The sequence below is a fragment of the Paenibacillus sp. JNU01 genome (genome assembly GCF_059130585.1).
Window position 1 is genome coordinate 1,113,045 of record NZ_CP169723.1, and the last position, 18,885, is coordinate 1,131,929.

General features: G+C 44.5%; 19 protein-coding genes and 1 riboswitch. Of the genes, 5 read left to right on the forward strand and 14 right to left on the reverse strand.

Annotated features, from left to right (window positions below; genetic code table 11):
* From NLBNIHML_RS04545 to NLBNIHML_RS04560, 4 genes are all read right to left on the reverse strand, one after another.
* A complete protein-coding gene (locus NLBNIHML_RS04545; protein WP_494353875.1) occupies window positions 1-1,347 on the reverse strand; it encodes an amino acid permease in 1,347 nt (448 codons plus the stop codon).
* 646 nt (window positions 1,348-1,993) lie between these two features.
* Window positions 1,994-2,884: an aldo/keto reductase gene (locus NLBNIHML_RS04550; protein WP_494353876.1), complete on the reverse strand. Its 891-nt coding sequence runs from the start codon at window positions 2,882-2,884 to the stop codon at window positions 1,994-1,996.
* Between the two features lie 129 nt (window positions 2,885-3,013).
* Complete coding sequence (locus NLBNIHML_RS04555) at window positions 3,014-3,787, reverse strand: SDR family NAD(P)-dependent oxidoreductase (protein ID WP_253437089.1); 774 nt, start codon at window positions 3,785-3,787, stop codon at window positions 3,014-3,016.
* Between the two features lie 70 nt (window positions 3,788-3,857).
* Window positions 3,858-4,346, reverse strand: coding sequence for a GNAT family N-acetyltransferase (locus NLBNIHML_RS04560; protein ID WP_017688107.1), 489 nt, complete (start codon window positions 4,344-4,346; stop codon window positions 3,858-3,860).
* Between the two features lie 177 nt (window positions 4,347-4,523).
* Between NLBNIHML_RS04560 and xerS the strand changes: the two genes are divergently transcribed.
* Window positions 4,524-5,630: a tyrosine recombinase XerS gene (gene xerS / locus NLBNIHML_RS04565; RefSeq protein ID WP_339234415.1), complete on the forward strand. Its 1,107-nt coding sequence runs from the start codon at window positions 4,524-4,526 to the stop codon at window positions 5,628-5,630.
* 185 nt (window positions 5,631-5,815) lie between these two features.
* Here xerS and mobB read toward each other — a convergent pair whose 3' ends face one another.
* Complete coding sequence (mobB, locus tag NLBNIHML_RS04570) at window positions 5,816-6,349, reverse strand: molybdopterin-guanine dinucleotide biosynthesis protein B (RefSeq protein WP_494353877.1); 534 nt, start codon at window positions 6,347-6,349, stop codon at window positions 5,816-5,818.
* 7 nt (window positions 6,350-6,356) lie between these two features.
* Window positions 6,357-7,625 carry a molybdopterin molybdotransferase MoeA gene (locus tag NLBNIHML_RS04575; protein ID WP_494354670.1) on the reverse strand — a complete coding sequence of 423 codons (1,269 nt, stop codon included), beginning with the start codon at window positions 7,623-7,625 and terminating at the stop codon, window positions 6,357-6,359.
* Window positions 7,626-7,850: 225 nt separating this feature from the next.
* On the opposite strand from NLBNIHML_RS04575, the gene hlpB reads away from it, so the two are divergent.
* Complete coding sequence (gene hlpB / locus NLBNIHML_RS04580) at window positions 7,851-8,141, forward strand: HNH nuclease-like protein HlpB (RefSeq protein ID WP_494353878.1); 291 nt, start codon at window positions 7,851-7,853, stop codon at window positions 8,139-8,141.
* Window positions 8,142-8,258: 117 nt separating this feature from the next.
* Here hlpB and NLBNIHML_RS04585 read toward each other — a convergent pair whose 3' ends face one another.
* The 5 genes from NLBNIHML_RS04585 to lpdD all read right to left on the reverse strand — a co-directional run bounded on the left by NLBNIHML_RS04585 (window position 8,259) and on the right by lpdD (window position 11,169).
* Window positions 8,259-9,005, reverse strand: coding sequence for a DUF4247 domain-containing protein (locus tag NLBNIHML_RS04585; protein WP_253437105.1), 747 nt, complete (start codon window positions 9,003-9,005; stop codon window positions 8,259-8,261).
* Between the two features lie 11 nt (window positions 9,006-9,016).
* Window positions 9,017-9,523, reverse strand: coding sequence for a DUF4178 domain-containing protein (locus NLBNIHML_RS04590; RefSeq protein ID WP_076317633.1), 507 nt, complete (start codon window positions 9,521-9,523; stop codon window positions 9,017-9,019).
* A 23-nt stretch (window positions 9,524-9,546) separates the two neighbouring features.
* On the reverse strand, window positions 9,547-9,948 hold the full coding sequence (locus NLBNIHML_RS04595; RefSeq protein ID WP_017688100.1) for a DUF350 domain-containing protein: 402 nt from the start codon (window positions 9,946-9,948) through the stop codon (window positions 9,547-9,549).
* A 95-nt stretch (window positions 9,949-10,043) separates the two neighbouring features.
* Window positions 10,044-10,715: a PspA/IM30 family protein gene (locus NLBNIHML_RS04600; protein ID WP_124115240.1), complete on the reverse strand. Its 672-nt coding sequence runs from the start codon at window positions 10,713-10,715 to the stop codon at window positions 10,044-10,046.
* 112 nt (window positions 10,716-10,827) lie between these two features.
* On the reverse strand, window positions 10,828-11,169 hold the full coding sequence (gene lpdD / locus NLBNIHML_RS04605; RefSeq protein ID WP_339234425.1) for a prenylated flavin chaperone LpdD: 342 nt from the start codon (window positions 11,167-11,169) through the stop codon (window positions 10,828-10,830).
* 154 nt (window positions 11,170-11,323) lie between these two features.
* Here lpdD and NLBNIHML_RS04610 point away from each other — a divergent pair, with 154 nt between their 5' ends.
* A complete protein-coding gene (locus NLBNIHML_RS04610; RefSeq protein WP_494353879.1) occupies window positions 11,324-12,118 on the forward strand; it encodes a polysaccharide deacetylase family protein in 795 nt (264 codons plus the stop codon).
* A gap of 107 nt (window positions 12,119-12,225) precedes the next feature.
* Here NLBNIHML_RS04610 and NLBNIHML_RS04615 read toward each other — a convergent pair whose 3' ends face one another.
* From NLBNIHML_RS04615 to NLBNIHML_RS04625, 3 genes are all read right to left on the reverse strand, one after another.
* Complete coding sequence (locus tag NLBNIHML_RS04615) at window positions 12,226-12,897, reverse strand: 3D domain-containing protein (RefSeq protein WP_339234429.1); 672 nt, start codon at window positions 12,895-12,897, stop codon at window positions 12,226-12,228.
* Window positions 12,898-12,899: 2 nt separating this feature from the next.
* Window positions 12,900-13,096: riboswitch (cyclic di-AMP (ydaO/yuaA leader) on the reverse strand.
* A gap of 221 nt (window positions 13,097-13,317) precedes the next feature.
* Window positions 13,318-14,040, reverse strand: a complete 723-nt coding sequence (locus tag NLBNIHML_RS04620; protein ID WP_339234430.1) for an amino acid ABC transporter ATP-binding protein — start codon at window positions 14,038-14,040, stop codon at window positions 13,318-13,320.
* Window positions 14,027-15,490, reverse strand: a complete 1,464-nt coding sequence (locus NLBNIHML_RS04625; RefSeq protein ID WP_339234433.1) for an ABC transporter substrate-binding protein/permease — start codon at window positions 15,488-15,490, stop codon at window positions 14,027-14,029. The genes NLBNIHML_RS04620 and NLBNIHML_RS04625 overlap by 14 nt, the downstream gene beginning before the upstream one ends.
* A 180-nt stretch (window positions 15,491-15,670) precedes the next feature.
* On the opposite strand from NLBNIHML_RS04625, the gene NLBNIHML_RS04630 reads away from it, so the two are divergent.
* Entirely contained in the window at window positions 15,671-16,846 is a 1,176-nt protein-coding gene (locus NLBNIHML_RS04630) for a M20 family metallopeptidase (RefSeq protein ID WP_494353880.1), read from the forward strand.
* Between the two features lie 264 nt (window positions 16,847-17,110).
* Window positions 17,111-18,877 carry an alpha-glycosidase gene (locus NLBNIHML_RS04635; protein WP_494353881.1) on the forward strand — a complete coding sequence of 589 codons (1,767 nt, stop codon included), beginning with the start codon at window positions 17,111-17,113 and terminating at the stop codon, window positions 18,875-18,877.
* The last annotated feature ends 8 nt before the right edge of the window (window positions 18,878-18,885 follow it).

Consider the following 18,885-nt stretch of genomic DNA (forward strand, 5'->3'; position numbering starts at 1 on the left):
CTAAGGTCTGGATGGTGAAGATTGTGCCGATTTGGAGCCACGTACTTTGTGAACAATATATGTGATGATCCCAAGAAATACGACAAGTCCCACACTTGCCAGCAGACCCGTTCTGCTGGCTTTTTCCATCGCTGTTCCGGCCACAGCAGCCACAATGAATACCATGGCAATCCATACTTTGATGCGATTCCATTTCACAGGCTTCAATTTCTTAATGTATGTGATGCAGATAAGTAGCCATGTATACATCAAGACCAGACTGCCTGCTGTCGTCACATATTCAAAAAGACTCTTGGGCATCCATAATGCCATCAACGTAGACAGAAGCAATCCGGCCGCTGTGCAACACAATGCCTGAAGTGGCATGTCCTTTTTCCCCCAGGTCTTCGTGAACAGCTTAGGTGCATCTCCATCTTCTGCGAGTTTCACCAACATGGACGTAATGGCATATAGCGAAGCCACCATTGTCGAGAATCCGGCAATAATCAGAATTCCGTTGAGAATGTGAACTACTACGGTTAACCCAATGGTTGACATGGCTTTGACCAGAGGACTTTCATCCGGGGTCAATTGAGCAGAAGGCACAATAAATAGGATCAATGCAATGGCAATCACATAGAGTGTACTCACCGATAATAGCATTACTCGGCCTGATTTCACTGCATCTTTTGGTTCTTTCAGGTTGGCTGCCATCAAGCCCATGACCTCGATCCCGGCAAAAGCAAAGAATGCATAGATGAAACCAGTCCATACCCCTATACCTCCATGAGGGAACCATTCATTCTTTAATTGTTCGGGCGTCACTTTTACAGGTAACCACCCCAGACAAGCTGCTCCTGCTATAGCTATAAATGCAACCGTTGCAGCAATTTTAATTACAGCAAGGATATTCTCCGTTTTGGTTAATCCCTTCGCTCCCAGTGCTGCAATGAACAGACCTATAGCGGCATAGATCGCAACAAATGCCCACAGCGGAATCTTGGGAAACCAGAATTGAGAGAATAGCCCAAGTGCAGTCAATGAGCTGCCCATGATGAGCATTTCAGAAAACCAATACATCCATCCACTACCAAAACCAGCCCAACGTCCGAATGCTTCGCCCGCATAGGTTCGAAAAGCACCTTCCTTTGGGTCATCTGCGGTCATCTGTGCCAGCGCACCAAATACAAAGTAAGTCCCTGCCGCCGCCAGCACCAACAATATAAGCACGGATATGCCAGCCCAATGAATCGCGAGACTGGTTCCTAGAAAAAATCCCGTTCCCAGTGTGCAACCCGCGCCAAATAAAGACAGGCTTACCCAACTTAGTTTTTCTTCGTCGTTTTTACGGTGTTGCTGACTTTTCATGAAGCTCCTCCTTCAACCTGTTCCCCTTACGATTTACAGGTCATGGAGGTTTTATGTCCGTATTGCCAAAAGAATTATTGTTAGTTTACATAATATTTAATATGTTATTTTAATCCGATGATGAATATAAGCTATATACTTTTAGACAACATTCTGAAGAATATTTTCAATCCTATTTAAAATTCGCAAAAAATGTTGTTGACTTCTAACGCTTGGAGCGGTACTCCTTTTAAACATGTTGGAGCGTTAACGAAACTTTATGTGATATGGTAACTAAGGGGAAAAACGATCTTTCTATTTTGAATTTTTCATATGTTGAAATATTATAATAAAGTTGTTGTTTCATTCGTATCGAACGCAGACTTGATATTTTTCGTATGATCTCAAAAGCTTTGTCGTTTTTTTATAAATTTAGTCGTTTGTAAAACGAAGGTTCCCATCCTGGGAATGTTCTTTTTCATTCTTTTTCATTTTTTCTCATCCTTTTTCACCTGTTTTCTGGCTAGGCTGATCTAGACATGATTGCCTGAAGTTTTCGCAGCCTCTGTTCCGAATCCATTGTGAATTTTTCATATGTTGAAAATATTTTATGTAGGGTATAAAAAAAGCCGCCAAAATGGCGACTCCCTAAAATATATGCATTTTATTAAGTCCGGCCAGGCCAATCTGCTCCGGCGATTTCTTTCCATCGTGCTCTAATCTCATCATATAATTCCTGTGGTAGTGGCCCTTTGGCCACAAGGTCAGCATTTTGCTGCCAGCGATTGGGCTTGGCTGTTCCTACAATCGCTGTATCTACACCTTCCGTACTTAGTGTAAAACGCAGTGCAGTTTCTACCGCTGCCCGGGCATCTTCACCCAGAAAACCATATTTAAGCTCGCTTAAACGCTTCCAATATACATAAGGATATGCTTCTTCGGAGAGCGTTTCAAACGTCCAGGCCACATTAGCTATGGGCCTTTTGGCGATTACCCCCATATTTCTCTTTCTCGCCTCGGGCAATGTCAGTTCAATCGCTTCCTGATCTGCTATATTTAATGAAGTCTCCAGGCTATCAAATACTCCGGTCTGAATCGCATACAGCGCATCTGTTGTATCCCCACTATATCCGATAAATCGGGTCTTTCCTGCTTCCTTGGCACGTTGCAGTACTTCAATTACTGCTCCTTGTCGAAGAACTTCTTCAGAACAGCTATGCAAATGGATAACATCCACATAGTCCGTTTTCAACCGCTTCAGACTACGATCAATTGTCTGCGTCAGTACTTTAGCATCCCAATCCGGACCATCAATCCCGGCAGCATGTCCACATTTGGTGAACAAATAGTAGTCATCACGCCGATGTGACAGGACCTCACCGATTAATTCCTCGCTGTCACCATAACATTCAGCCGTATCAATCACATTTAATCCCGCATCCAAGGCACTATTCAGCAATTTTTCAACATCGCCTCTGGATGAATTCCGGATCTCCGACCCACCGAATCCTAGTGTGCTTACTTGCATACCTGTGTTTCCGTAATTACGCGTTTCCATGGTTATCTTCCTCCAAGTTCAATGAATTGGGTACCAGATAAATAGAAATATAGCTTAACATCCCTTATGTTATTACCCATGTGTTGGAGATGCCACCCACTTTTTTGGACTTTTACCAACTTAACTCATCTAAAATCCGTAGATGGACATGCCACCGTCAACCAATAACGTCTGACCTGTGATATATCCCGCTGCATCTGATGCTAGGAACACAACCGGTCCTACCACTTCCTCCAGTTCACCCACTCGCTGTAGCGGTGTGCGGCTCACAATTTCCTGCAAATACTGGGGATCATCCAGCAGTTTTTCGGTCAGCGGTGTTCGGAAATACCATGGTCCCACTGAATTGACACGGATGCCATATTTCCCCCATTCCAATGCGAGAACTTTGGTCATATGAATCAATGCAGCTTTGGTCGCACCATATACGACACCTGTTCGTAGAGCTGTGTGGCCGCCTACCGAAGAGATATTGATGATCTTCCCACCCTCGCGCTCCTTCATATGCTGACCCGCCAATTGCGAAGCAAAAAAAGCGGATTTTAAGTTTGTCTGCATGATGGTTTCCCACTGCTCGTCCGTAACTTCAAGTGCTGGTGTCCGTATGTTCATACCTGCGTTATTCACCAGAATGTCAAGACTCCCCATCTCCGAGATCGCCTCTTGAAACGTCTCTTCCATTTGTTCTCTTGAAGTCACGTCTGCAGTTAGAGCAAGCGCTTTACGCCCTGTCTGTTCATAAATGTAAGCGGCTGTCTCCTCAATTTCTTTCATTGTTCGGGATACAAGTACAACGTCACTGCCTGACTGGGCAAGTCCAATCGCAATTGCTTTTCCGATCCCTCTCCCTGCACCTGTCACCAGTGCTGTCTGTCCATCGAGATGGAATGTGGGTACGTTCATGTCACTCACTCCTTCATTAAATTCTTCATTTAAGCAGAATGCTTTATATGTAAGTAAATCCCGATTGGGATCAGGTTACAAAATACTGGCTTGGATTACCTAGTTCCGGATGGAATTTCTCTCGAAAACGGCCTCCCGTATAATCTCCTATAATTTTTCGCCAAAACGCCTGTGCAATGACATTGTTACGAACCTGAGTCACTTTCCACCTTCCTGGAAAACGTTTAAACAACTCATAGGCTGCCCGAGTGCCCACGCCACTGCGCCGATATTTTTGCATCACAAAAAACTCAGTCAAATAGTAGTCATTATCCTTGCTTCCAGGTTCCAATTTCTCCACCAGAGCAAACCCTGCAGGTGCCCCATCACTTGTAATCAAAAAAGGAAATTTGCGGTCTTCTTCTGTCCAGAATGCCTCTAGACCGGGATATTCAGGAAAAATGCCGTTACTGTCCACATCAATATTCAGATATTTGGTAAAATCATAGAGATAAAATTGCATTAAATGCCGAATCACCTGACTGCGTTCACGGGGAACCAGCTCTATTTTCATATTCATCCGGTTCACCTCCTCTGCTCTACGTATACTGATTACTTTAAAGGTTTACGCGCCGAAGGGCAAGGAAGCATCCCATACTTACGCCTACTTTGGTGAACAAGCTGTGAGCATGTAAATTATGGTACACTAGAGAATAGAATACGATTAGATTGATTATTAATTTATATGTTTTTTCACATGGAGGTGTCGAACTTGACCAACGTGCAAAAAGAGATTGATCGACGCAAGCTGGATGATAAACTACCTTCCATGCCTTGGTTCGTTCAGCAATTCATGGACTACAAGCTACCTGACCTGTCCCCCTCTACCCTGCTCGAATATCTGAGAGATTATGAGGCTTTCTTCGGTTGGTTGCGAGCAGAAGGGCTGTCCGAGGCAAGCTCTAATAAAGATGTAACGTTGAATGAACTGGAAGTCCTGCGCATGGATTCGGTTACCGCCTATCGGTTATTTCTCACAACCAAACGGGAAGGAACCAATTCTAGAATCACCGTCTCTCGCAAACTCTCTTCCCTTCGCTCTCTTTTTCATTACCTGAGCCAGATTGCGGAAGATGAAGACTTCTACCCTTTGCTGAAGCGGAACATTATGGCCAAAATCGAGATCAAACGAACCCATAAACCCAAAGACACCGCTGCCAAACTCAAAGGTAAAATTCTGGAGGAAGAGGAACTGCTGGAATTTATCGGATATATCCTTGAAGGTTATGCTGTCGATATGGAGAAGAACAAGCAGGCATTATATTCCCATGAGCTCAACAAAGAACGGGATGCCTGCATTGCCAGCCTGATTCTCAATTCAGGTTTACGAGTATCGGAAGTTGTGAACCTGAACGTCGATGACCTCGATCTGAACAACAAACTCCTGTATGTATATCGTAAAGGTAATAATGATGAGACGTACAAAACACCCGTTTATTTCAGGGAACAGGCCAAGGACGAACTCGCGAACTATATGAACTTGCGGCAATCACGTTACCGTACGCCCAAGCGGGAGAAAGGTCTGTTCATTGCTTTGCGTAACGGAGATTCAGAAGGAAGCCGAATGACCAAAAGAGCGATTCAGGCCATGATCATGAAATATGCCAAACGTTTTGGCAAACCCTACTTGACCGTGCACAAATTGCGACACTCATTCGCAACCGACTATTATTTGCAAAATGATATCTACAAAACCAAGGAGCAGCTTGGACATGCTTCTACGGAAACAACCGAGATCTATGCTCACCTTACTGACAAAACGATGTCCGAAGCCATCGAACGTCGTACGGACGACGGGATGTAACATCTTAAACAACATAAAGCAGCAAAGCGCTTCAAGGATGAGGATCCGAGAAATGCCTGCTGCTTTTTTGATGAATTCTTTTGCTAATATAGATGTATCTTGTTCCGAAGTGATTTTCTAAACAATTTTAGTTTACATAATAAATATTACGTTGTAACATTTCTCCTACCTTACCCACGAACTACTCATTCGCTCTTGACCCTCTCTAACAACGATTGGGCTATCTCCTGCGTTTCATGAACGGAGTACCAAGTCATATCTCTGCTTACGATGCTCAGCTCCATAAACTTCTCTGAAGATAACCATGAGATTATACCCACTACCCCTTCAAGCTGATCAACCAAGGTCAGATGCTTGTCTTCTCGAACCATCACGAATTTGGGATAAGAAGTATCCTTGAATCCTTCGATCAAAATCCAATCATACCCGGACAGATGACTTAACATATCCTCCAACCTGGTTGCTTTTCTTTCCATAATTGCAGTACGTTTCTCTGACATGACAACCACAGCCGCGGCCCCTGCCTCGCCAAATTGATATGAATCCGTTCCTTGTTGATCCATCTCAAAATGATCGTGTCCATCATGCTTAATCGCCGCTACCTTAAGTCCCATGGAAGAAAAGTGCCCGATCAATGCGGCTGCCAGGGTTGTCTTGCCCGTATTTTTGTATCCGACAATCTGTATAATATGTGGTTTTGTATTACTCATTGTCGTCATCGATCAACTACCTCACATGACCTGTGGGCAGTTTAAGAATACGTACCTGCTCGCCCGCAGGAATACCTTTTTTCTCAGGTGGAACAACAATCAGGCAATCACTGTCCTTAATGGTGATCATCACACTGGACTCATCTACACGGGAAGCAGCCGGTATCGCGTACACCATTCCGTTGCGGATCTCTATACGTCCACGTACGAACCGTGTAAAATTGTTCACTTTCGTGTATTCTTCTTCCAAAATTGCAGTCCATTCTTCCAAATAAGGATGAGCATCCGCCTGCATGGAACGAATGGTTGGGCGAACAAAGAGACCAAAACCCACAAAGCAAGCCCCCGGGTTACCCGAAAGTGCAAAAAGTAATTTATCTTTATATACAGCAGCTGTGGTTACACTTCCTGGTCGCATCGTCACTTTGTTAAACAACATCTCCACATGTTCTTCCAGCACAAGTTCGCCCATAATATCATAATCTCCGACAGAGACACCACCTGTGGTCACTACGATATCATTATCTTGAATGGCTTCTTCCAGTTTGGCTCTTGCCGTATTCACATCGTCCGCAATTGAACCATACATCACAGGCTCTCCACCGGCTTCAACGACCAGAGAGCGCAGCATGTAACTGTTACTGTTGCGAATCCGACCTGGTTGTAATGGCTCATCCACATCAAGCAACTCCGTACCTGTTGCGAATATAGCCACCTTTGGACGTTGGAAGACGGGAACTTCTGCTATGCCAAAAGTAGCTAACACGGACTGTTCTCCTGCTCTGATGATTGTTCCTGCTTCCAGCAGTTGCTGTCCCTCTTTGACTTCCAGTCCGATTGGTGTGATGTTAGCACCCGACAATATGTGCCGTTTCAATGCAATCCACTGTTCCCCGTTCTCAATCTTGCTCTCCGTCATCTCCATCATAACTACCGCATCTGCACCTTCCGGAACCTGTGCACCCGTCATAATGCGAGCGGTCGTACCTGACACAATGGTCTGGTCCGAGGTGTAGCCGCAAGGAATTTCATCAATTACACGAAACCAAACTTGATGATCACTCGATGCTTCTATGGTATCTGTACTTATAATTGCGAATCCATCCATGCCTGATCTCCGGAAGAATGGATACGGATGAGGTGCCTGAATGCTCTCTGCAAGAGTACGTCCATGGGCAGACTCAAGGTGAACTTTCTCTATAGAGCCTGAATTTACGTGTGCTGCTACTTTGGCTTGAGCATCCGGGACCTGTACAGCTGTACGGTTGAACTTGGCAGTTGTCATATCATGTGAATGTGAGTTCAGTTTCAAAAGTATTCTTACCTCCTAGAGACATATCATCTTTTAAGAAAGTGTAGCCCGAATGCTGTAAGATAACAAGCACATCAGTTAATTGAATCCTGTGACAAAATCTTATTTTCATACAGGTGTAACATTCGTCGACCTTATATTTAACATGAAAGGACTCTTGTCTGCCCATAATATAATTTACAAAAGGAGGTAATCATCATGAATGACCAATGTGAACTATGCGGAAGAGAACCTGTAGACACGACCGTTCATCATCTGACACCCAAAGAAATGGGAGGAACCTTTCTGCCTACGGCCAACTTGTGCATCCCTTGTCACAAACAGATCCATTCGCTATATACCAATCGCGATATTGTAACGCTTGGTCTTACGGATCTGCAGTCCTTGAGACAGGATGAACGAATGGTTCCATTTATCCGCTGGATTCGCAAACAACCTGCTTCAACCATTCCCCGTGTACGTAAATCCAACCATGTTCGCAAATCGTAAACCAAAAAGAACAGCTCCAAGGTAAATGTGCCGGCAGAGATAAATCCGCCTTACCTTTTCACTGTTCTTATGAATTGGACTATTTGAGGGTTGGTTACCACGCTTAGGATTAGATTATTATCTACGCCTCATAATGCGGCCGCCGCCCACTCTAGTTTTCGGTTTTTTGTAGGATTTTTTGGGTGAATCAAACAACCCGCCCAGACCACCACTGCTTTTGTTGCGATCAATGGTTCCCTTGCTCTGATCCTTGTTGCGGTTGAATAATCCTCCGCCAGATCCCACACTTGAATCTTTATCACTTCCGCGCCTTGTAATCGTACCTTTCCGATCGACAGTAATAGGTGGTGCAAGCTTCTTGTCATTGCTTGTTGGCGCACGGTAAGATCCTGCACTCGGTTTATACGTATCTTTATTGGTATATCCCCGATAATTGCCATAACCTCGCCCGCCAAACGAATCAAAAAGATTACCAATTAATGTAGCGGTCAGGTAGCCTTGTAGAAAAGATGAATCGTAGTTCTGTCGAACATATTCTTTGGAGTCCACCTCAACCAAGGTATCCTCCGGCTTGTTCGGGTCTTGTTGCAGGTGATAATACTCGTCCTGATACACGAGGAACATACGCTCTGTGTTCTCTGCCGAGATCTGATCCGGTTGCCTTTGGTCAGACAATTCCTGAGCCACTTCCGGAACGGTGCGGTCCGAAGCCCGGTACACATACGACGTTGAGTTACCACTGCCGTTAACCGATTCAAGCGGGTATGTGTCCTGAACAGAAGGTGCTCCGCACGCGGACAACAGAGACATCACAAGGCTGAGGACCAGCATTAATTTTAATCCATGTGCCAAGCGTTTTTTCATTGGAACCTCTCCTAGCTCGAACGAATCACTTTGATATCCGCAGGAAGAATGGACTCACCCTCATACAGTGTAAATCTTCTGTCTTGCCACTCCACGCGAAGAAGCATATTATCATCGGACTGATACTGCCATACCAATTGTTCCCCAGCCTGGCCATACGGTGTTCTGCCTGCTGTTGACACCATTCCTCCATACTCTTCCTCCAGATGATATGCGCGTCCATCCAGATCCAACAATGTAGGTACTTCATCAGGTGCATCAAGCCTGCCATCAATGGGTGTATATAGGGCGTAACGTGTGAGTTCCCGTTCTTCGATATGCAAATATCGAAATGCGGTACCATCCTGCAGCGTGAGCACAACTGCATTTCGAGCGCGATTTTGTACCCGACCAACGACTTCATAAGTGACGAGAGAAACCTCACAGATATCACCAGGTGCAAGCTGAAGCATGGTTTTCTCTGCCTGCGGTGGTTCAGGTTTCGTTAGTATTCCTTTAATTCGTTTCCATACACTCATGAGAATTACTCCTGTTCCTTATCTTATAAACAAGCTGCAATAATCAGTGCGCCCACGATATGTAAAGCGCCAGAGAACAACCCATATCCTGTCTTACCTTGCTGAATTCCTGTATCCAGATCGAGATTGGCCCATCTGCGAATCATAAAGTGAACGACACTCTCCAGAATCAACAAAATGATAAAGGATACCACGGACACCAACAACGCTTCTCCAAGATGACCAGCCGTAGAAATGGACGTAGCAAGTACATAACCTTGTGCAAATAATTTCATCACCATACGAGTGGTAACCGCCATGTTGCCAGCCTTAACTTCAGCAAAATCCTTATATTTCGTGAACAGTGAATCGACGTACATCAAGACAAACAGCAAAACCGAACCAGATACCGTCCAGACCAGCATCGCCAAAATGTTCAAATCCATTTACACAGCCCCCACATCTCAACATGAACCGCATTTAAAAGCGAAGGAGAAACATTCTTCTCCTCCGCTGGTTAACCCTGCTGACAACCAAGGTATTAATTCTTATTATCGTACTGTTTCATCAATGCTGCGAGTTCATCTTCAACAGCCTGATCTTTACCCAACTTCTCGAACTCTTCATCAAGCGATTTGCCTTTGGAAGACATCTCGTTGCTTGCTTCTGCCTGTGCTTCCATCTGCATCATTTTCTCTTCCATGCGTTTCATACCCGCACTTGCAGTATCGGAGCCAAATCCATTCAACGCTTTGTTGATTTCCGTTTGGGCTTTTGCTGCATTGTAGCGCGCTACCAGTGTTTCCCGTTTGTTCTTCATTTGAGTCAGTTGCTTACGCATTTCGTCCAGCTTGCCACGCAGGTTATCTGCTGAAGCCTTGTTTTGATCATAACTGGTTTTGTACTCAGTCATCTTCTCTTCGGCTGCTTTTTTCTCTTCCAAAGCCCTGCGGGCCAGATCCAAGTTTTGAGCACGTGCCGCCGTATGCGCCTGCTCTTCACGTTTTTTCACTAGAGCTTCCTGCTCTTCGAATAACTGCTTGAATTTCTTCTCAATGGCGATCTGTTGCGCTACTGCTTTCTCCGCATCTTCCAGATCCTCTTGCATGTCACGGATATATTGGTCCGTCATCTTGATTGGGTCTTCTGCCTTGTCAATAATAGCGTTGATGTTAGACATGGTTAGATCACGTAAACGTTTGAAAATGGACATTATGTTATTCCTCCTAGTCGATATTACATCGTATATAAACATACATACGTAACAATCTACAACTCGTTTCAATTTTAGCAAATAAAATTAAAACATGCGATTGCTCTTTATATTAGGAAGATCGTTTATCCTTGCTCAGATGATCCTCCATTAGCCTCTCTGCAGTCTGCACGATTTCATCGATCTGCATCCGTGTAATGGAATCAAAATGGATACCCATAATTACCGTAACGGTCATTTTTAATTGTTGGGCAGCCTTTCGGGCAAGCCGCTCACACAGTTCTTGTTCCTTATGTCCCGGAATATGGACTGTCGTGCCGCTGACCCGCTCATCTTCCACATAGAACGTGGCTACAGCGCCAATATGAGCTTTTCCTCCCGTAACGAGAAAAACCTTATCCTCTCCTGCTTCAATCACCTGTAAACGTATCGATTTCAAATCATATGTACTCATGGCTATTCCACCGCTCCTTTTCTATATGTTATATATGGAGGAATTATGGCTGTCATGAGTTAAATCAGCAATGAAACTTCTCACACTGCGCATATTTTCTCAAGTCCACGGGCATACCATAGAGAACGTCATTTTGGAAAAGGAGGCTGTTATTATGCGCGTACGCCTCATTATGCTGATGGTTATCGTTGTTTTTCTAGGCGGATATCAAGCACCATCAGCTTCATCACGGGATGCTTCAGACCCGCCAAGTGAATCGGTATCCAATACTGATTCCGTGGAAGAAGAACAATTAACATTGGGACAGTTACGTCAGAAATATGCCGATACGTTCAAAACTAATGGTCCTTCAACTAAACAGGTTGCGTTAACATTTGATGATGTGCCCGATCCACGGTTTACTCCGCAGGTGTTGGATCTGTTGAAAAAGTATAAAGTCAGAGCTACGTTTTTCATCGTTGGTAGTCGTGCTGAGAAGCACCCCGATTTGGTAAAAAGGATTGTTAAGGAAGGGCACATCGTTGGCAATCACAGCTACAATCATCCGGAGTTCAGTAAGCTGTCGATGAATGCCTTCCGCAAACAAATTTTACATACCGGGGATATCATTCGCCATTTGGCGGGATATACGCCCAAGATGATTCGACCTCCGTATGGAGACATTAATGAAGAACAGCTGCAATGGGCTGCCAGACAACATTATAGTATTGTGAACTGGAACGTTGACTCTCTGGACTGGAAAGGTCTTTCCAAGGAAAAGGTGAAAGATAACATCCTGTCTGCTGTAAAACCTGGCTCCATCGTTCTACAACATGCAGGAGGCGGTGTTGGATCGAATCTGAATGGCACGATTGAGGCTTTGCCTGAAATTATTGAGGAACTGCGTAACCGGGGATATGAACTGGTCACCTTGGACGAAATGCTGGGATTACCGAAGGCGAAAGAATAGAATAACCGTGTTAGGTAATCATGGAAATATTAAAAGGGTGCTGTTCAATCGCAAGTTAGCGACTGGCAGACACCCTGTTTGAATTCAGTTTAAATGAAATTTACGCTCTACTTCAGAATGTACAGCTCGATATCCTGAAAACCAAATGTGCTTACCGACTGTTTGCTACCAGGGATAAAGATATCAATCCGGTGACCCTTGATTGCACCGCCCACATCACGTGCTGTAGCCACAAAAGCCTGTTTTGGCAATCCTGGATGGCTGTGACCCGTTACCAGTACTTTGGTTCCAAGAGGAATGACACTAGGATCTACTGCAATCGTACCCAGTTCAAGGTCATTTCCGAAATAATCGACCGCACCCCATCCTCCATTTTCAGACGGATCTGCAGAGTATGCTGTTGCTTTCACGTTCACAGTTTTACTGTAATCAAATGTTTTACCCCACGCTTGAACCACTTTGTTATCTGTGTTAACGTCCAAGCTTGCTGTCGTAACCGTTTTGGCTTGGGTCTTGCTCTCCGTCGCCGCGGCAGCTACATTGTTTGCCTTACCGGGAATCGTAATTTTCAAACCACCATAAATGTTGTAAGGCGAAATGTCATTGTTTGCTTTAACTAACGTGTTCATTGATACTCCGTATTGTTTCGATAAGGTGTAGAAGGTATCCCCCTCTTTGGCCACATGAACTGAATCGGCGTGAGCCGGAACGGCTTGAATGAGCATTGCTGTTGTCATTAATGCTACTGCTGTTTTGGCTATACGTTTCTTGTTAATCATGGTCTTCCTCCCTCATTGTGCCTGCGAAGTTAGTTGTCGGATTCGGATGAGGAGCCCACCCTATAGGTCCATCATTACATTTGAAACGATATGTACCCCTAATTCACCCCAAGCAGTGTGCTGTAGATCTTCCCCCTGCACTATCTGCATCGTTACATCCCCCGCACTCCCTGTCCGGAAGTTTCGGCAGAGTTCAATATATCACAATTTTGTAACCTGAACTTGTAGTAATTCTTACCAAATGGATTCAACATGTATAAGCACGTGTAAGAATATTGAATAATCTAAAAGTGTTTGGGCCAGGTATCCGCTATATATTTGGTAACAGAATAGTTACTTTTTGAATCCCATATGTAATTATTTTCTACAAAAAAATAGCGTTACCGACTCGAAGTCAGTAACGCTATTTAATCGATTCATTTAGAGTACTTTCGCAAGGAAGTCACGTGTACGTGAATTTTTCGGTGCTCCAAACACCTCATCAGGTGTTCCCTCTTCCACAATAACCCCGCCATCCATGAACAGGATACGGTCTCCCACTTCACGTGCAAACCCCATCTCATGCGTTACGATGACCATGGTCATCCCGCCTTCTGCAAGACGTTTCATGACATCCAGAACTTCGCCGACCATCTCGGGGTCCAGTGCCGATGTAGGCTCGTCAAACAGCATGACATGCGGCTGCATGGCCAGTGCTCTAGCAATGGCGATCCGCTGCTTCTGTCCACCGGACAGCTGATTCGGGAATACATCTTTTTTATCGTACAAGCCCACGGTGTTAAGCAGATCAGCAGCAATTTTTTCCGCTTCCAGCGTGGATTGTTTCTTTACTTTGATCGGAGCGATTGTGATGTTTTGTTCTACCGTTTTGTGTGGGAACAGGTTGAAATGTTGAAACACCATACCCATTTTCTCACGAGTTGCGTTAATGTTGTGCTTCGGATCGGTGATTGACACGCCTTCAAAATCAATCTCTCCCGAGGTAGGTTGTTCCAGCAGGTTCAGACAACGTAAGAATGTACTTTTCCCTGAACCGGAAGGACCGATGACCACGACAACCTCACCTTTGCCAATCGTCACGTTAATGCCCTTAAGCACATCGTTATTTCCATAAGATTTGTGTAATTGTCTAACGTCTATCACTTGCACTCAACTTCCTTTCCAGTCGTCCCAGCAGCTTGGACAAAATGAACGTCATTACAAAGTAGATGGCTGCTGCAATCAAAAATGGACTCAAGCCTTGGTACGTAATGTTTTTGACCACACTTGCCTGATACATAATGTCCACCATACCGATAACGGAGATAATGGAGGATTCTTTGATGATGGTTATGAATTCATTACCGATCGCCGGTAATACAGCTTTGAAGGCTTGCGGTAAAATAATATAACGCATTGCTGCCCCTCTACCCATTCCCAGGGAACGAGCTGCTTCCAACTGACCCCGATCCACACCTTGAATACCTGCACGGAAAATCTCTGCCAGATAAGCACCACTATTAATTGAAAGTGTAATGATACCTGCCTGAAGTGCAGTGAAGTTAATGCCAAAGCTTAGGGAAAAACCATAGTAAATGATCATTAATTGTACCAGCATTGGTGTACCACGGATCACTTCAACGTAAGCAGTACCGATCCACCGCAAAATTGCAGCGTCATGCAAACGGAACAAACAGATGATCAATCCAATAATTACCCCGAAGATAACCCCAAGTGCAGACAATAGAAGTGTGTAGCCTATACCTGTAGCATAGAAACTTTTGTACTGCCAGAATACTTGGAAAATATTTTGTGATTTGTTTGCTTTGTCCGCCATCAAGAGGCTGGCGTCCGTCACCATCTGATTGATTTTATCTTCGCTTTTCAATCGCTCCAGTGTTCCATTTACGGCTGCTAGCAGCTCGGTATTGCCTTTACGAATCCCGATTGCCGCTTCTGCTTGCTCTTCGTCCGGAACAGCAGCAGCAAGTCCAATGATATCGTCCAGATAACCTGCAGCCACGGTATCTTCTACGATTGCCGCGTCAATACGTTTGGTTTGCAGTTGAAGCACGATATCCGAGATTTTATCAAGCGCAGTAAGCTTCGCTCCTGGAATACTCTGTCCGATCGTTTCCTGAATGGAGCCTTTCTGAACGCCAATCTTCGCATTTTCAAGTTCGGTCATGGTTGGATATTTGTCTTTATCCACATTGCGAACCATGATCACTTGTTTTGATTTATAGTAGGTGTCGGAAAAATCGATACTTTTCTTCCGCTCATCCGTCGGCGTCATACCTGAAATCACCAGATCAACACGCCCGCTCTGCAATGAAGGCAGAAGACCGTCGAAGCCCATATCCTCAATCACAAGCTCAGCGCCAAGATCTTTGGCAATCTCTTTGGCGATCTCAATATCAAAACCAACGATTTCATCTTTACCATTAATCACTTTATGGAATTCATATGGTGCAAAATCGGCACTTGTACCGAGCACCAGCTTTTTACTGCTTGAATTATCTGTAGTTCCACTTGCCAATGCCACAGGAACGGCAGTCGTCAGCAGAATAACAAAGGTCAACAGCATCATGGTGTAACGACTTATCAATTTCAACCTTTTTCTCCCCTTACAGTACATTGTATGCTTCTCATGTTGATGACTGAGTCATTATAAAGTACAATGCATGATTATGCAATGCATTTTGAAATTACAAATCTTGACTTGTTTCTGAAAAAATAAAGCAAACATGATATAATCAATGAATTATTTTCATTACGCATAAGGAGTTTACCAATGACATCTAAAAAATCACAAATTCTTACGGTTATTGATCAATATGCTTCCCGTTTTAAAGCCATTTCATCATATATCGGTGCGAATCCCGAACTGGGAAATGAAGAGTATCTCGCTTCTGCCCGTTTGAAAGAAGAACTTCTCTATCATGGTTTCACTGTAGAGGCTCCCATTCTTGGACTGGAGACAGCCTTTATCGGAACGTATTCCGCCGCCAAACCTGGCCCTACCATTGCATTATTGTGCGAATATGACGCCCTGCCGGAGATCGGTCACGCTTGTGGTCACCATCTGATCTGCATGATGAGTCTTGGAGCTGCTGTTGGGCTTAAAGCCATTCTGGATGAAGCAGGTGGAACAATTAAAGTGTTTGGCACACCCGCTGAAGAGACTCGTGGTGCCAAAGTTCCAATGGCGGAAGCAGGCTTATTCGATGACTGCGATGTTGCCCTTATGGCGCATCCATACTATGCCTACGAAAAGTCAGGCAGCTCGCTGGCGATTGATGCTGTTCAATTTGAATTTCATGGTCGATCTTCACATGCTGCCGCAAGTCCGCATGAAGGCATTAATGCTCTGGATGCCGTCATTCAAACGTTCAACGGAATCAATGCATTCCGGCAACAAGTGAAAAGTACCGTTCGGATTCACGGTGTGATCAATAACGGAGGTCAGGCAGCAAACATCATTCCTGACTACGCTTCTGCACAATTTTATGTGCGTGCTGCAACCCGTAAAGAACTGAATATCCTCACTGAACGTGTGATTCAGATCGCTGAAGGTTCTGCGCTGCAGACAGGTTGCAAGCTCGTGACATCCAACTATGAAACGTCCTATGACGAGATGGTCACCAATGAGGCATTCTCAGCGGCATTTAGTCAAAATCTGATGGAACTCGGTATCCCGCAAGAAGAGATTGTGAGTGGTAACGATCATGGCTCCATGGACATCGGTAACGTTTCCCTGAAATGTCCCGCAATTCACCCCTACATCCGTGTAGTGGATGAAGTTCATACCCTGCACTCCATTGCCTTCCGTGATCTTGCACTTCAGGACCGCGCGCTGGATGGCATGATTCTGGGAGCAAAAGCACTTGCTACAACAGCCTACGACATACTCAGTCAGCCAGAACTGCTTCAAACCATCCGAACGGAATTCGAGCAAGCTATTCGCTAAGAATCTAATCAACATGTGATATAGGCACCCTTAACAGACTTGAATTCCAAGCTGTCTCAGGGTGCCTTTTTCTTAATTAGTTGTACGTATATTCAACAAGAAGCTGGAGATGCTGTGAAAGAAACCTTTGAAAACGATGAAAATAATTCATTTTATTACAGTAAATGTGGTTCATTTGCTGGCTAACTTGGTTATTTATTGATATAAGTACGTGTTCAAAAAGACCGGTTTTCATAACTTATCCTATATTGAGGAGGTGCTGTCATGCTGCTCGAAGCCATGTATCATGTTCCTCGTGACAAGTGGGCTTATGCCTATAATTCGTCTACCATACATCTGCGTGTACGAACCAAACGAAATGATGTACAATACGTGACTGCACTGACCGGAGATAAGTACAATTGGAACGGAACGTATAAGGAAATACAACTGGAGAAGGCTGCTGCGGATAGCATATTTGATTATTGGGAGGCTGCCGTCAAGCCACAATTCAAACGTCTCACCTATATATTTCGAATAACCGCCGGTTCGGAAGATGTTTTTCTTGCCGATAACGGAATTCATTATGAGCTCCCCTATCCAACCGGAGGATATTATGAGTTTTCGTATATACATGAAATCGATGTGTTTAAGGTACCTGAATGGGCCAAAGAAGCCGTCTTTTATCAGATCATGACTGAACGGTTTGCTAATGGTGATCCCAAGCTGAATCCTCCAGAAACGCATGAATGGGGTGGCAAACCGGAGTTGGACAATTTTTTTGGTGGAGATCTGCAAGGTGTGCTGGATCATTTGCATGACTTGACCGAACTTGGCGTGAACGCCATTTACTTTACCCCGCTATTCCAAGCCAATTCCTATCACAAATACGACACAATAGACTATAAAAAAGTCGACCCTCATTTTGGTGACAATGCCCTGCTCAAACAATTGACAGAAGAATGCCATCGTCTGGGTATCCGAGTGATGCTTGACGCTGTGTTTAACCATTGCAGTGAAGACTTCCCTCCTTTTCAAGACGTTCTCCAGAATGGAAAAAACTCAAAGTATGCCGGCTGGTTCCACATCAATGAATATCCGGTTCAGATCAAAGACGGTATCCCTACCTACGATACATTTGGTTTCTATGGCAACATGCCCAAGTTCAATACAGCCAACCCAGAGGTTAAAGCATATCTACTTGATGTAGCAGAGTACTGGATTAAGGAAATCAAGCTAGATGGCTGGCGTCTGGATGTAGCCAATGAAGTGGACAACCATTTCTGGCGTGATTTTCGCAAGGTTGTTAAGGCGGCGAATCCGGAAGCCTATATTGTTGGTGAAGTATGGAGCGACTCGTTGACCTGGCTTATGGGTGATCAATTCGATTCCGTCATGAATTACCCATTTGCCGACAAAGTGCTTCAGTTCTTCTGTGGTTCAATGGATGGTTATAACTTTGCCAATGAGATGGGTTCACTTATTATGCGCTATCCACAACAAACCAACGAAGTCATCTTCAATATGCTGTGCAGCCATGATACCCCACGACTGTTGACCCGGTTAGGAGAAGACAAACGCCGTTTAAAGTTGTCGGTTGTATTTCTTTTCACCTATATCGGTACACCCTGTATTTTCTACGGCGATGAGGTGGGAATTAGTGGTGATGCTGATCCAGATTGTCGAAAATGTATGGAATGGGACCCCGCCAAGCAAGACAGAGAACTGTATGATTTCTATCGTCTGATGATTGATTTACGTAAAAGCAATGAAGCCCTGCGTAAAGGACGCTTCCGTTTCCTTAAGGCGGATCACCATGATCCCTGTATTGTGTACGAGCGTGTGGATGACAACCTTCACTTTACCGTATGGATGAATAATACACCTCAAGATCGAACGCTTTCTCATCCCATGGAAACGAAAGACTGGAAGGATGCATTAACCGAAGAGCCTGTATTTCCAACCGATGGAATGATGAATATTAAACTTGACCCGTATGGGTACCGCATTTTGTATAGACAGCTTGATCAGACAAACATCCAACACTATTGAAGTTTATA